Origin of the sequence: Nostoc sp. CCY 9925 (genome assembly GCF_963920935.1) — a bacterium.
Classification (GTDB): domain Bacteria; phylum Cyanobacteriota; class Cyanobacteriia; order Cyanobacteriales; family Nostocaceae; genus Nostoc.
On record NZ_CAWUDO010000156.1, the window covers coordinates 1 to 13,789 of the forward strand.

The window sequence follows — 13,789 nt, forward strand, 5'->3', positions numbered from 1 at the left end:
CTACCTCAATGGATTATTATCGGTTTGAGCTACTTCAAAAAATGAGATGCTCCCGAAATAACTTCATTTGCACTCATTTGTAGAGATAGCAATAATAACTCTAGAATTGCTTCAGTTTCTTCGACTGGGTTAAGTTCTTCCCTTTGTAGGTTTTCTATAAGAGCAACTTGCAGAGCTTGTTGATCGTCCAAGTCAAGTGAAACAACTGGTACTTCATTTAACCCTACTACAGAAGCTGCTTTTAAACGACGCTCTCCTGCCACCAATTCATAGTTTTCGTTATCCAATGGACGGACTAGTAGAGGTTCCAGAATGCCATGTTCTTTGACGGACTGTATAAGTTGAGCAAACTTTTCAGGATTGAAATAACGGCGTGGTTGTTTGTTTGGTAATTGAATTCTGCCAATGAAAACTACTGTAATAGACTGATTACAAAGATTGTTAAAGTTAAGCTTAGTTATGTATCTTGAGTCTTCTTGATTAAATTTGTCTGATAACATCATAAACGTTCATCTAATTTTTATATGGTGAATTTAGCTAGAGGAATAAACATTTTCTCAGCTTAAAACTGCTTTAGATATGTTTGCTTCTATACTCAAAAATATGGTAAAAAGATGAGGAACTTGTGAAGATTACATGTAATATTACTTAATTGAAGTTGATAGTTACTGGAGTTTTATCTAGTTCCCAGTCCGGAACCTAAAAGCCTTACAGTGATTGAGATAGGGAAAAATGTACTCAATCGGAAGGTAGACAATAGGTGTTACAGAAAAAATATCACATTGACCGGGAGCTCAACATTATCTTGCTCCTGAGTGGTGAAAATTGCCAACCTCTGGGCATTCTCAAAAGCTATTTGATTCGGGCGTTCCACCTCAGGGGAAACGCACCTTATTTCATAATAAAAACTAATGAGGATTTTAAAATCATCTATATAAGTGCAAAGCTTGATGGATATATAAACAAAATAAATCACTTTTTTACTAAGCCATAAACTAGTTGATATCCAATTTAATAACTCTTAACTAAGGATAAATTAGCTAACTATCCAACCATAAATAAGTAAACTTATCTCTAACAATAAGCAGAAAAAATATTAACTAAATTCTTGACAAGTTAGCTTACGCTAAAGCTAAAACTCTTTCTAAATAGTTATTATCCATTGCTGCCAAAAACTGTTTATTTTTTATCCCCCGCTTCACGCGGTTCTCTTTACCCAAAAGATTGACTGCTATCTGCCGTATTACTGCAAAGTTTTGTGGAGCATTATCTTTCCTAATCCGGCAGTCATCTTCTTTTAAAGCTACATCTAATACCCAATGCAATGAATTTTCTATTCCCCAATGGCTACGGACAGAATTAGCCAATTGTTTTGCATTTGACTCAAGACTACTAATAAAATAACGAGTCTCTACTGTTGTTTTATCATCCACTTGTCGGATAGATTCTACCATCCCAACACTTTTTAGATTTGACCAAACTGAATCAGGGTCAAGCTGAAACCCAATTCCAGGTAACATCACATAATTGCGGATTTCATGACGACCATGCCCTGTTTATTCGGTTTTATATATGCTATGTTGAAACTCTTGAAAACCTCTACTTATCCCTGACTTAAATAGCTGTTCTACTGACTCATACAGATTACCTTGGTTCTTTTTTAAAGAAATTACATAATCTGCATTTTGTTGCGTAATTAACTTCACTATCTCTTTCTGACACCCGATTGCATCAATCGTTACAATACATCCAGCTAATTCTAAAATCTTTAATAATTCGGGAATTGCTATAATTTCATTTGATTTCTCATCCACCTTCACCTGTCCCAACACTAATTTATTTGTAGTTGCCCATGCACTTACCATTTGGATTGCACTCTGGTCACTATTTTTATCATGAGAACCACATAAAGTTTTCCCGTCAATTGCCACAACTTCACCATCCGTTATCTTATGTACTGATTTCATCCAGTTCAAGAAACATTTTTGAAATTGTTGAGGATTCAATTGTGCAAATCCCCTTGCAAATGTGTCATGCGACGGGATGCCATTTGGTAGTTCTAAAAACGTTTTTAACCACTCATATTTTGTGCAGCCATACAGTTCAATTGCCACCCAACTACCTGCTCCACAAATTACTGCACAAATTGCAATGCTAAGAATGTCAATTAACTTGTGTCGTTTCGTCCGCTCTACTCTTGGATCTTCCATCTGTGCAAAGTGGTCAGTAATTGTGATTTTGGGCTTGAGCTTCACGCTTTTTGGGACTTTCTTCTTCTACTTTTACAATGACTTTACCATCAGACCCTCATTGCTCAACCTCCATATCATCAGCGATCGCTACCTTTCTCGCTTCTTAGTATACATGTACTATATTTAGATGCGTTCGCCCTGGGGTCAATACCCAGCGAACTCCCAAATCGCCAAGATTTGACAGGACCGTAGACAGAAGAAAACTGTGAATCTGGCAGAGATTGTGTTGCATTCATATTTGTTTCACTACGTAGAGTCTGTTGCTATCTTGCCTAATAGCTAACGAACCGTTCCCCGCAATAGTTCAGTATCAATGGGTTTGATTAGGTAAATTAACAGCAGATTCCAAATAATTGCTGCAATCAAAGGTAGTTTGCGAATTAGCTTGACAACTTTCGGCGCAGAAGTGCCCTCAATCTCTGCAATTTTCAAGTTGTAACCTGTACAGCGTTGCAGACGTGGGAAAAACTTGGGATGTTCGGTATTCAACATCACAGGAAAAGCCCGTCCTGCGGTTTCATTGGTGTTGCGGACAACTTGGCGATCGAATTCTGTGGCATCAAGTCCCAATGATTTGTAGAAGCCGGAACGTTCATGAACTGTCAAGGTGTGAGTAGCAAATACTGATAGCAAGAAAAAGCGACTCCACAGCCTAGATTTCCAGGTGTTCCATAGTTGCGGTTGAGAACGTAATAACGCCTTGAATATATCTCCGTGACGGTTTTCGTCCTGACACCAACTCTCAAAATAGCGGAAGATGGGGTAAAATTCGTTTTCCGGGTGCTTTTCTAGATGTCTGAAAATAATAATGTAACGCCAGTAGCCGATTTTTTCTGATAGGTAAACCGTGTAAAGTACGCACTCAATGGGGAAAAAGGTATAAGTGCGGGTTTTAGTAACAGTGGCTAAATCTAGGGAGACTTTAAAATCGCCCATTGCTTTGTTGAGAAATCCGGCGTGGCGGGCTTCATCACGCGCCATCAGTTGAAATATTTCCGCTAGCACTGGACTGCGATTTTTCAGCTTGCGGGATAATTCCTTGAATAGCAAGAAGCCAGAAAATTCAGAAATGCAAGAGCGTTCCAAATATTCTATAAACGCCTGCCTTGCTTCACCCTCAACGTGTTCCCAAGACTGCTCAAACGCTTCATCACGAACAAAATGGTGGCGGTTGTAGTCTGCCCGCATTTCTGCTAACATCGCCTGCAACTGAGTTTCTTGGGCAGACAAATCCAGGTTGGCTGCGGTTTCAAAATCTGTAGTGTAAAACCGAGGGGTGAGTACAGTTTCTTTGCTGGGGGTTTTAGTTTGTGGCTTGGGTAGAGTATTAACCATGAGTGATGCGGCAATTAAATAAATAGCTTTATAGTTATCAAATTATAATGAGGATGATTATTTGGCTAGACCTCTTTACAATCCTTTAGTAAAGCAGAAAAGCGAAAATTTAAACGGGAAGGCTTTGAGGACTTGGGTTGAAATAATTTATTAAGTTTTGAAACTTCTTTAAAATAATCATATTGTATAACTATATAGTTATTAAAGAGTCATCACCTTACTCAAAGTTTCAGAGGTTTTAATATGAGCCGTCATTCCAAGAATTGTCTGCAAGAATCTGGAAATCACACAACATTGCTGGCATCAGCTACCAACACAATACCCAAGGATTCACGGCAGCGATCGCAGCAATTCATGGAGAATTTACAAGATGAAATTTGCACAGCCTTAGAGCAACTTGATGGAAAAGCACGCTTTCAACAAGACCACTGGGAACGAGCAGAAGGTGGAGAAGGACGTACTCGCGTGATTCGAGAAGGGCGAGTGTTTGAACAGGGTGGTGTGAACTTTTCGGCAGTTTTGGGAAATAGCTTACCTTTGGCAATTTTGTCTCAACGGCCAGAAGCCGCAGGACATGAGTTTTTTGCCACAGGAACCTCAATGGTATTGCATCCCCGTAATCCATACGTACCAACAGTACACGTCAACTACCGCTACTTTGAGGCAGGCCCAATTTGGTGGTTTGGTGGTGGGGCTGATTTAACACCATACTACCCCTTTGCAGAGGATGCAGTTCACTTTCATCAGACGCTCAAAAATGCCTGTGATGTCCACCATCAAGAGTATTACCCAGCCTTTAAACTCTGGTGTGATGAATACTTCTACTTAAAACATCGCCAAGAACAACGGGGTATTGGCGGCATCTTCTTTGATTATCAGGATGCTAGTGGCAAGCTTTATGTTGGTTCTCAAACAGATAGTCCCGCAGCACTCTACAGTCAGCAAGTAGGAACGGTATCTCGTAACTGGGAAGATATCTTTGCCTTTGTGCAGTCTTGCGGTCAAGCATTTATACTTGCCTATTTGCCCATTGTTGAACGGCGACAGGAAATAGAATATGGCGCTCGCCAACGTCAGTTCCAACTGTACCGTCGGGGTCGTTACGCAGAGTTTAATCTGTTGTATGACCGGGGAACGGTTTTTGGTCTGCAAACCAACGGTAGAACAGAATCTATCCTGATGTCTCTACCACCTCTAGCACGCTGGGAATATTGCTATGAACTAAAACCAGGCACACCCGAAGCACAACTTACCGAAATTTTTCTTCAGCCCAAAGATTGGACGAATGTAACTTTTGTCCAAAAATAACAACATTTTTAGCAATAAGGGTTTCACCATGAGCAGCCATTTAGATGTTCGCTTGCGAGAAGGCACTAAAGATTCTCACACAATGACGGAAAACACTGCGTTTATGAAATGCTTTCTCAAAGGTGTAGTAGAAAAGAGCTTTTTTCGCAAATTGTTGGCGGATCTCTACTTTGTTTACAGCGCTTTGGAAGAAGAACTACAGCGCTATCAGCATCACCCGATCGTTGGGATGATGTACTTTCCCGAACTGCATCGTCAGGCAAATTTGGAGAAAGATTTAGCCTTTTATTACGGTGAAAATTGGCGATCGCAGATTGTTCCCTCTCCAGCGGGTCAGGTATATGTTAACCGGATTCGTGAGGTTGGCAACACACAACCGGAGTTACTGATTGCTCATGCCTATACTCGCTACATGGGAGATTTATCGGGTGGGCAAGCATTGAAAAAGATTGCACGATCGGCAATGGATTTACCAAGCGATCGCGGTACTGCAATGCATGAATTTGAACAGATTCCTACCCCGGAAGCTAGACGGGAATTTAAAGAGCAGTACCGTCAAGCATTGAATTTTCTACTTCTAAATGAAGCAATGATTCAGAAGATTGTAGACGAGGCAAATTATGCCTTTACTCTGAATCGAGATGTTGTTCATGAGTTAGAAGCAGATGTGAAGGCAGTTATTGGTGAGCATATCTTTGACTTGATTACTCGCCAAGATCAAGTTGGTAGCACACACACTGCTTCTGAAAGTGCTGGGGTAGAGATGATGAGAGTGGATTACAGCATTTAGCTATGTAGATGCATAGTAATATTTGGATATATTCTTCGCCTCAGCGCTTCATTAGATCTCTGCGTTTTTGTATCTTTTCCCAATCCCCAATCTGATTAAATTCGTGGTTGTTGAGGAAGTATTTAGTGAGATTTAATTCATTACAAACTTTGCCAGGGAAGCCCCAGTCTCTGCGTCTCGATTGGGTGGCAGTAGTATTTTTTACTACTATTCATGGTCTGGCATTGCTGGCTCCTTGGTTTTTCTCCTGGAGTGCATTGGGTATAGCTGTGTTTCTACACTGGCTATTTGGCAGTATCGGAGTTTGCTTAGGCTACCACCGATTATTGAGTCATCGCAGTTTTAAAGTACCTCGGTGGTTAGAGTATGCGATCGCCATTTTGGGTGCGCTATCTTTACAAGGAGGGCCAATCTTCTGGGTGGCTGGACATCGTTTGCATCATGCTCACACCGAAGATGAATACAAAGATCCCTACTCTGCACGCAGAGGTTTTTGGTGGAGTCACATGCTGTGGATTTTTTATCCCCGTCCAGAATTCTTTGAATATGAGCGCTATCAGCGATTTGCTCCTGATTTAGCGCGAGATACCTTTTATCGTTGGCTCAATCGCTACTTTCTACTACTGCAAATTCCAGTTGGATTGTTGCTTTATGCACTTGGCGGTTGGTCATTCGTTATCTATGGTGTGTTTTTCAGATATGTGATTCTCTGGCATACGACTTGGTTGATCAACTCAGTTACTCATATGTGGGGATACCGCACTTTTGACAGCAATGATAATTCTCGTAATCTTTGGTGGGCAGCTATTCTCACCTATGGCGAAGGGTGGCACAATAATCACCATGCTTATCCTCATGTAGCCAAATGTGGTTGGCGCTGGTGGGAAATCGATATGACTTGGTGGGCAATTGGATTGTTGAAAACAGTCGGTTTGGCAAAAGATGTCAACTTGCCACCCGTTCGGGCGATAAAAGCTGGAGATTTGTAGATTTTGTCGCAACCTGTAGGTATAAGAGTGGAAGTTGTTTTGCCAGATTTAGCCCTTTTCTCAACCTCAAGCATTTATTTTTAATGACTATGCAAAGCTTCCAGTTGAAGCTGTCGCTCTGGCTACTCCTACTGTTGCTAGCTAGTTGTTTGTTTTTGTTCCTCAACTCCACAATATCAGCGCTCTCTGTCTAGAGAGCGCTTTTCTCGTTTACAAGTTATACCATTTCACTAAAATTTTGATACAAATTCTTTCCCCTCTGCTCCCCTGCTTGCCTAAATGTATCAACCTTAAAGTGAAACGGTATTAGGGACAAAGTTTCACATGGAAATCCCCAACTAGTACAAAGCGGCGTAAATAAACCTACCATTTCAAACAGGCACAAGCTTTGATATATCAATCTTTTGAATGCGTGACTTTTGCGTAGCGGTACTAGTTGTTGATGAGATGCCGATGCTGTACAGCCATTAATTGTTGTAACTCAGCGAGCTACCCACGAAGCATCACCCCAGACATTAGAAACTGCAATAGATTTATACAAAATATAACTATATAGTAATATAAAATAAATAATAAATTGAACCCTTATGTCAAAGACCCTTTCTCCAAAAAATACTTCAGAAGTCCTTGCTCCCGTTGCTGAGTATTTCAAGGTACTGTCTGAAACCAGTCGCTTACAGATTTTGAGTTGTCTGAGAACCGGGCCAATGAACGTCACCAAAATGGGTGAAGCTACGGGTTTAGGACAAGCGAATCTCTCAAAACATTTAAAAGTGTTGACTCAAGCGGGTTTGATATCTCGTCAGCAAAAGGGAGTTAGCGTCTACTATGCTATTAGTGACCCTATAATTTTTGATTTATGCGAATTAGTTTGCGATCGCATTGGCAATCAAATACAAAAACGCGCTAAAGAATTTGAACATATTAAAGCCTTTAGCACCCTCTCAAAATAACTGTCTCCTCAGTTAAGAAAAGGAAAAGTTTCAAGAATTTCGCAACTGACACATATATTTTTTGTTACGCATGTCAAGAGTTAAAAATCCAAAAAACCTGGCTCGACTTTTGACTTTTGACATCCTCTACGAAACAATATGACAGTATTTTTATTTTAAAGATATTATTAATTATCCTATTTTAACTTGAACTCAACTTTTGTTTTAGTTATATTATCATTATTTGGTAAAGCTTTTTCATTCCAATACATAAAGATAATTTATTTAATTAAGATTTTATATTTTGTAATAGTGCAATGCTCTCCAATTATTTATCAGGTTATGAAACTGATTTCAAGCAAATCCTTCATCAAATTAGGATGCTGGCTGTGCAAATTCACCAGTCCCTTGAATTGAGTGAAATTCTCAACATTATTGTCGCCGAAGTTAGAAAAACCTTAGAAAGCGATCGCGTCGTTATCTATCGCTTCTTGCCTGATGGAGATGGAGTAATAGCTGAAGAGTCTGTAAGTCATACATGGAGACCGATTTTAGGGCAATTAATTTATGACCCTTGCTTCAATGCGACATGGGTAGAGCGATATCAAGAGGGACAGATTAATATCATTGAAGACATTGATACTAAACAGCTTGATCCCTGTTACAAAAAATTATTAATGAGTTTGCAGATTAGAGCTAATTTAGTAGTACCTATTTTAATAAATAGTCATAAAAATAATGGAATTTCTAGTACATCTCCTCATCTGTGGGGCTTGCTAATTGCTCATCAATGTAGTAGTCCACGTAAGTGGAGTTCTTTAGAGACTGAGTATCTCCAACTGGTAGCAGCAGAACTAGGAATCGCTCTTAGGCAAATAAAATGCCATCAGCGATTGGCTACGCCCTGCCAATCTCTAAGTACAACCCAAGTTGCCAATCAGATTGATCGAGAAACATTGAGATCAATTGAAGCGCTACGTGATACCAATTTGATGATCTCGCTTTACACGATGGATGGTTTACCGTTGATGCAAAACCCCGCAGCCCTCCGCTGTTATGGGAGTAGCTTGCACGCTAACTCATCAACCGAAAATAGTTTTCTGTCCCACTTTGTTGACAAGAATGTTGGGCAACAAGCTATCGAGTTGATTAATTTAGGTGAAATGTTCAGCATTGAAACCCAGGTGTTTACAAACCAGGGGATTCGGTGGCATTGTATTGACACACAATGTACCCGCGATCCTGTAACGGGTAACTCCACGATCCTCGTCAACGAAAAGGATATTACCAAGCAACAAGCTGCACTACAAGAACGCCAGCGTATGGAAGAAGCGCTGCGAGAAAGTGAACAACGCTATCGTTCTGTAATTACAGCGATGGCAGAAGGTATTGTCCTATATTGTTCCTTGTAAGCGCAGCTCATGAAGTCTGTTGAGTACATAAAGATCTTTCTTGTCCACTTTTGCTGATCCTGCTTTAGCAATTGGTGTTTCCCCTTCTGGTACGTAAACTCGTCGCAAAATTGGTTTGAGACAATCAGCGTTAGCGAAGCGGTAGCGAGTCTTCGAGCGTCTGCTCATCCTCACACCACAACTCAACTTCTGCGTCTGGATAAGCAGCTTGAATTTGTTCTACTTCTATGGCTCCTTCTGTCCAAGATTTACTGTTTGTTATGCATTAAGTTAAGCAGCAACGCTCCTTCGCGTTTCACGAATCACCAATGGTGGAAACTATGTTGTTTGTTGCTTGAGTGCGATCGCATAATAGCCATTTCATACTTAAACAGCATTTTAAACTTTCTTAATTCGCAATATAGTTAATTAGTTATATAATAAATAAAAAAGCTTGCAAAAGTAAAATATAAACAGGACTTACGCAAAATTATGAAAAAACGAACCACAGAGGACGCAGAGGGCACGGAGAAATAAGAGGAAGAGAGAGTTCTTGCGTAAGTCCTAATAAACTAAGTTACCTAAAACCAACGCTGAAATAAGAAGGTATAATTTAATGCGAGAAATTCTATCCTTAGAAAGTCCCTCAATGTCGAGGCGACAATTACTAAACTTTCTCACAGGTGCAGTTGTTGCCACTACAACTGGCACCCTACTGTATCCTGCGGCTAAATTCTTTGTTGCCCCCACAGAAATGGGCAAAGATGGTTCTATCCTTGCTAAAGATATTAATGGACACCTCATTCTTGCTAGCCAGATTTTAGTTGAGCCTTCTGGAACTCGTGCTTTAGTCGCGGGTTTAGCAGCAGAACCAACTTACCTAACAGTACAGTCAGATGGCACTCTGCATACTTGGGGAATTGTCGATAACTGCACCCATTTGGGTTGTACCTTTCCCTGGAATCCCAATGACAATCAATTTCAATGTCCCTGTCACGGTTCTCGTTATGATGCTGATGGCAGAGTAATACGCGGCCCTGCGCCTCTTCCTCTCAAGATCGTTAGCGTTAACTTAGAAGGGGAGTATATCCGAATTTCTCCCTGGACAGAAATTGACCCCCGCACTGGGCAAAAACCTTGGTGGGTTTAGTAATATCTGTTTGAGTCTATTTGAGTGGGCTGGAAACTTGTAGGGGTTAAGTAAGAATTTTGATTTACCCAGGAGGTTTTTTATGACACCATACAGACAAACAACCCCAGACTGGTTAAAACGTCTGTTTGCTTGGGGAATGGCGAAAGCAAACACCGCAGACCACAGTGCTATCAAGTTGCAGGGTTGTAGCAGTTATGAAACTATGGCACAACTCAAACAGGCTTTCTTTGCAGATTTACACGGACAAGTTTTAGAAATTGGGCCAGGAGCAGGAGCAAATCTTTCTTATTATCCCACTGATATCCACTGGATTGGCATTGAGCCAAATCTCTTCATGCACTCTTATCTCAGGCAGGAAGCCGAACGCTTGAGTTTAGATAATATTGAGTTACGCTTAGGGACAGCAGAAAGGCTAGAGGTTGAAGATAGCAGCATTGATGTTGTTGTCAGTACCCATGTCCTCTGTTCTGTGACTGACCTCGCAACTACCTTACGAGAAATCAGGCGGGTACTCAAACCTGATGGTCGTTTCCTATTTATTGAACACGTTGCAGCACAATGCAGTACTTGGACGCGCAGAATTCAAGATGGGATTGAACCAGTTTGGAAGGTAATGTTCGATAATTGTCACCCCAACCGCGAAACTGACAAAATTTTAGAAAATTTTGGTTTTGAGAGCGTTGATTATCAACAGTTTAATCTTTCTTTTCCTATTGTTAGTCCTCATATTGCAGGAGTAGCTAGGAAGAAAACTATCGAAATAGTCTAACAAGATTCAAAAAGTTGAATTAACACTCAAAATGTCTAAGCTCGAAGGAATAAAAATGGAAACTACAGTTAAGGATAGAAGATAAAAAACAATGGAACTTTCAAAGAAAAACCTTAATCAACGCCTTAACCAAATCTACGACGTGATTATTGTTGGTGGTGGTGCGGGGGGACTTTCTGCGGGTATTTACTTGCAGCGTTTTCGCCTTTCTAGTTTAATTATTGACAAAGGTAAAGCTCGTTCTTTCTGGATGCAGGAATTACATAATTATTTAGGTTTACCACCAGATACTCCTGGAAGGACATTACTGCAAAAAGGAAAGGAACATTATGCCTTCCTTGAAGGTGATTTTCTCAATGCTTATGTTGAAGAAGTTGTAGATGAGGGAGAAACCTTTGCAGTCAAGGTGAAAGTAGGGCGTGTAAATAGCGTTTCTGCTGTGTTTCGCTCTCGGTATTTGATTGCTGCCAGTGGTATTATTGACAATTTGCCGCCTTTAGAAGAAATGCAAAATGTTTATGAGTATGCTGGGTATAATTTGCATGTTTGCATGGTCTGTGACGGCTATGAGATGACAGATAAAAAATGTGGTTTTTTTGCGGGTAGCGAGGCAAGTATTGAAGAAATGGTGTTTAATTTAAGCTGGTTTACACCTTACATTACTGTGTTTACTCACGGAAGTTTTGAAGTGAGTCCACAAATGCGCTACAAACTCCAGGAACATGGTTATCCTTTGGTAGAAACGCCGATTAAGCAATTCTTGGGACAAAATCACTTGATGACTGGTGTGGAACTCGTTGATGGTTCGGTGATTGAGTTAGAAACAGGTCTGATTTCAATGGGTTCCCGCTATCACAATACCTATTTGCAAGGGATAAACCTGGAGATGAAAGGAGGTAATTTAGTCACAGATAAGATGTGTCGGACTTCCCACCCGCGCATTTTTGCCATTGGTGACTTGAAGGTAGGGTTGAATCAGGTAGCCATCGCTGCGGGGGATGGTGCTTTAGCTGCTACGCAAATTTGGCGAGATATTCGTCGTGCTGCTGGTGCGCGTCGTTGGGAAGAAAATTTAAAAGTCAGTGTCTAGCAAATCAATCTGGAGAGTTTTTCTCTCCATAAATTTTATTTTCAAAGCTAGTAGTAAAGATTTTTCTCAAATTGATTGTAAACAAACTATATTACTATATAGTAAAATAACCAAACAGGTTTTTTGACATCTAAATTCGGATGCCAGTAGGAATCGTAGCTAATGTAGTGTGGGAGTGCTGTTTGATTCTGGCTGTATTCATATAGTTATCGGGGGGAATTATGGCTCGGATTGTAGTGATTGGTGCCGGACTGGGGGGATTACCCACAACCTACGAACTGCGACGACTGCTGCCCAAAGAGCATCAAATTACCCTGATTTCCAATACTCCAAAGTTTACTTTTATTCCTTCCTTACCTTGGGTGGGGTTGAATCTTAAATCACTGAAAAATATTCAGTTGAATCTAGAGAAGCTTCTAGCAAACCGAGGAGTTGAGTGGGTATTGGCAGGAGTTAGCCAAATTCAGCCAGAATTACAGCAAATCGTTGTTGGGGACACTGTTATTCCCTACGATTACATCATCATTGCTACGGGTGCAGAATTAGCATTGGACGCACTACCAGGACTAGAGGAAACAGCCGGATATGTGCAGTCAGTGTGTAATCCTCCCCATGCACTCAAAGCTGCCGAAGCCTGGAGAAAGTTTCTTGCTAATCCAGGACATCTAGTGGTAGGAGCAGTACCAAGAGCCAGTTGTTTTGGCCCGGCTTACGAGTTTGTATTATTAGCCGACTGGGTATTACGGCGACATGGATTGCGAGATCAAGTGCCAATTACTTTTGTCACTCCAGAACCCTATGTCGGACATTTGGGAATTGGCGGGATGGCTAATTCTGCGGAGTTGGTAAAAAAACTACTCCACCAAAGAGAAATTACAGTGATTGAAAATGCAGCCATTACCCGCATTGAATCCGAAACAATTTTTCTTGCAGACGATCGCACTCTACCGTTTCAATACTCCATGCTGCTACCCCCATTTCGAGGGCCGTGTTTTTTGCGGGAAGCACCTTATTTAACCGATCAAAATGGATGTCTGCCCGTACTTGCAACTTACCAACATCCTCAGTTTTCTTCAATCTATGGAGTGGGGGTAATTACTCAACTCAAACCACCAGAACAAACCCCAATTCCCATAGGTGTACCCAAAACAGGACAGATGACCGAGGCTATGGCGATCGCAGTTGCTCACAATATAGCAGTGCAGCTAGGCGCGATTTCTGCCCCGCTTGTAACTCCAACCTTAGAGGCAATTTGTTTGGCAGATTTTGGAGATACCGGCATTGCATTTCTCGCAGATCAGGTTTTACCAGATCCTAGAACTGGAGAACGCAGAAGGGCAGTAGCGAAAGAAGGACGCTGGGTGAGTTGGAGTAAAACTGCTTTTGAGTGGTTTTTTCTCACCAAGATGCGTTGGGGTGTAGCGTTTCCTTGGTTTGAGGAATGGGGATTAAAAGCGATGGGATTATCGCTGGTACAGCCAATCAACGATTTTGAATTTTCACAAAACCCTCAATTTCAAAAACTCGTTTAACAACTTGGAGGTGAATAGATGAAATGCGATCGCCTAATAAAACTAGAAAATTGTTCTTTGTAGTCACTAAATTTTTGGAGTAACACTATGAAAGAATTATTTTCACCTGAATGGATGCAAATTTACGCCCAAAAATGGAACGCTGAACCGGAATTAACAGATGCTCTAAGCAAAATTCATTTTAGTTCTGTGAGGGAGCAACGCGATTTTGTGAGGTCGGGTAAAAAAGTGCGATCGCTAAAACTTTC

13 protein-coding genes and 1 pseudogene are annotated in these 13,789 nt (G+C 40.9%); 9 read left to right on the forward strand and 5 right to left on the reverse strand.

The features are described from left to right. Window positions 1-29: 29 nt before the first annotated feature. From ACM0OY_RS37050 to acsF, 4 genes and pseudogenes are all read right to left on the reverse strand, one after another. Window positions 30-503 (reverse strand): ParB/RepB/Spo0J family partition protein, encoded by a 474-nt coding sequence (locus tag ACM0OY_RS37050; RefSeq protein WP_414573706.1) that lies wholly within the window; start codon window positions 501-503, stop codon window positions 30-32. Between the two features lie 618 nt (window positions 504-1,121). Beyond that, window positions 1,122-2,255: pseudogene (locus tag ACM0OY_RS37055) on the reverse strand (ISAs1 family transposase). 74 nt (window positions 2,256-2,329) lie between these two features. Next, window positions 2,330-2,488 carry a hypothetical protein gene (locus tag ACM0OY_RS37060; RefSeq protein WP_414573707.1) on the reverse strand — a complete coding sequence of 53 codons (159 nt, stop codon included), beginning with the start codon at window positions 2,486-2,488 and terminating at the stop codon, window positions 2,330-2,332. A 43-nt stretch (window positions 2,489-2,531) separates the two neighbouring features. Beyond that, on the reverse strand, window positions 2,532-3,587 hold the full coding sequence (gene acsF, locus ACM0OY_RS37065; RefSeq protein WP_414573708.1) for a magnesium-protoporphyrin IX monomethyl ester (oxidative) cyclase: 1,056 nt from the start codon (window positions 3,585-3,587) through the stop codon (window positions 2,532-2,534). A 243-nt stretch (window positions 3,588-3,830) separates the two neighbouring features. On the opposite strand from acsF, the gene hemF reads away from it, so the two are divergent. From hemF to ACM0OY_RS37090, 5 genes are all read left to right on the forward strand, one after another. Beyond that, window positions 3,831-4,895, forward strand: coding sequence for an oxygen-dependent coproporphyrinogen oxidase (hemF, locus tag ACM0OY_RS37070; RefSeq protein WP_414573709.1), 1,065 nt, complete (start codon window positions 3,831-3,833; stop codon window positions 4,893-4,895). Between the two features lie 28 nt (window positions 4,896-4,923). After that, window positions 4,924-5,685, forward strand: coding sequence for a heme oxygenase (biliverdin-producing) (locus tag ACM0OY_RS37075; protein WP_414573710.1), 762 nt, complete (start codon window positions 4,924-4,926; stop codon window positions 5,683-5,685). 125 nt (window positions 5,686-5,810) lie between these two features. Continuing rightward, a complete protein-coding gene (locus ACM0OY_RS37080; protein ID WP_414573711.1) occupies window positions 5,811-6,674 on the forward strand; it encodes an acyl-CoA desaturase in 864 nt (287 codons plus the stop codon). 587 nt (window positions 6,675-7,261) lie between these two features. Then, on the forward strand, window positions 7,262-7,627 hold the full coding sequence (locus tag ACM0OY_RS37085) for an ArsR/SmtB family transcription factor (protein WP_414573712.1): 366 nt from the start codon (window positions 7,262-7,264) through the stop codon (window positions 7,625-7,627). 296 nt (window positions 7,628-7,923) lie between these two features. Then, window positions 7,924-9,018: a GAF domain-containing protein gene (locus ACM0OY_RS37090; RefSeq protein ID WP_414573713.1), complete on the forward strand. Its 1,095-nt coding sequence runs from the start codon at window positions 7,924-7,926 to the stop codon at window positions 9,016-9,018. Here ACM0OY_RS37090 and ACM0OY_RS37095 read toward each other — a convergent pair. Then, window positions 9,001-9,186, reverse strand: coding sequence for a hypothetical protein (locus ACM0OY_RS37095; RefSeq protein WP_414573714.1), 186 nt, complete (start codon window positions 9,184-9,186; stop codon window positions 9,001-9,003). The genes ACM0OY_RS37090 and ACM0OY_RS37095 overlap by 18 nt on opposite strands. 427 nt (window positions 9,187-9,613) lie before the next feature. On the opposite strand from ACM0OY_RS37095, the gene petC reads away from it, so the two are divergent. The 4 genes from petC to ACM0OY_RS37115 all read left to right on the forward strand — a co-directional run bounded on the left by petC (window position 9,614) and on the right by ACM0OY_RS37115 (window position 13,541). After that, window positions 9,614-10,147, forward strand: coding sequence for a cytochrome b6-f complex iron-sulfur subunit (petC, locus tag ACM0OY_RS37100; protein WP_414573715.1), 534 nt, complete (start codon window positions 9,614-9,616; stop codon window positions 10,145-10,147). A gap of 82 nt (window positions 10,148-10,229) precedes the next feature. After that, entirely contained in the window at window positions 10,230-10,919 is a 690-nt protein-coding gene (locus ACM0OY_RS37105) for a class I SAM-dependent methyltransferase (protein WP_414573716.1), read from the forward strand. A gap of 91 nt (window positions 10,920-11,010) precedes the next feature. Then, window positions 11,011-12,009, forward strand: a complete 999-nt coding sequence (locus tag ACM0OY_RS37110; RefSeq protein ID WP_414573717.1) for an NAD(P)/FAD-dependent oxidoreductase — start codon at window positions 11,011-11,013, stop codon at window positions 12,007-12,009. Window positions 12,010-12,230: 221 nt separating this feature from the next. After that, complete coding sequence (locus ACM0OY_RS37115; protein WP_414573718.1) at window positions 12,231-13,541, forward strand: NAD(P)/FAD-dependent oxidoreductase; 1,311 nt, start codon at window positions 12,231-12,233, stop codon at window positions 13,539-13,541. Window positions 13,542-13,789 lie beyond the last annotated feature (248 nt).

Bases quoted from the DNA above. Each gene is read 5' to 3' on its own strand.
- ACM0OY_RS37050 (WP_414573706.1), bottom strand. From the start codon at position 503: ATGATGTTATCAGACAAATTTAATCAAGAAGACTCAAGATACATAACT.
- ACM0OY_RS37060 (WP_414573707.1), bottom strand. From the start codon at position 2,488: ATGAATGCAACACAATCTCTGCCAGATTCACAGTTTTCTTCTGTCTAC.
- acsF (WP_414573708.1), bottom strand. From the start codon at position 3,587: ATGGTTAATACTCTACCCAAGCCACAAACTAAAACCCCCAGCAAAGAA.
- hemF (WP_414573709.1), top strand. From the start codon at position 3,831: ATGAGCCGTCATTCCAAGAATTGTCTGCAAGAATCTGGAAATCACACA.
- ACM0OY_RS37075 (WP_414573710.1), top strand. From the start codon at position 4,924: ATGAGCAGCCATTTAGATGTTCGCTTGCGAGAAGGCACTAAAGATTCT.
- ACM0OY_RS37085 (WP_414573712.1), top strand. From the start codon at position 7,262: ATGTCAAAGACCCTTTCTCCAAAAAATACTTCAGAAGTCCTTGCTCCC.
- ACM0OY_RS37090 (WP_414573713.1), top strand. From the start codon at position 7,924: ATGCTCTCCAATTATTTATCAGGTTATGAAACTGATTTCAAGCAAATC.
- ACM0OY_RS37095 (WP_414573714.1), bottom strand. From the start codon at position 9,186: ATGAGCAGACGCTCGAAGACTCGCTACCGCTTCGCTAACGCTGATTGT.
- petC (WP_414573715.1), top strand. From the start codon at position 9,614: ATGCGAGAAATTCTATCCTTAGAAAGTCCCTCAATGTCGAGGCGACAA.
- ACM0OY_RS37105 (WP_414573716.1), top strand. From the start codon at position 10,230: ATGACACCATACAGACAAACAACCCCAGACTGGTTAAAACGTCTGTTT.
- ACM0OY_RS37110 (WP_414573717.1), top strand. From the start codon at position 11,011: ATGGAACTTTCAAAGAAAAACCTTAATCAACGCCTTAACCAAATCTAC.
- ACM0OY_RS37115 (WP_414573718.1), top strand. From the start codon at position 12,231: ATGGCTCGGATTGTAGTGATTGGTGCCGGACTGGGGGGATTACCCACA.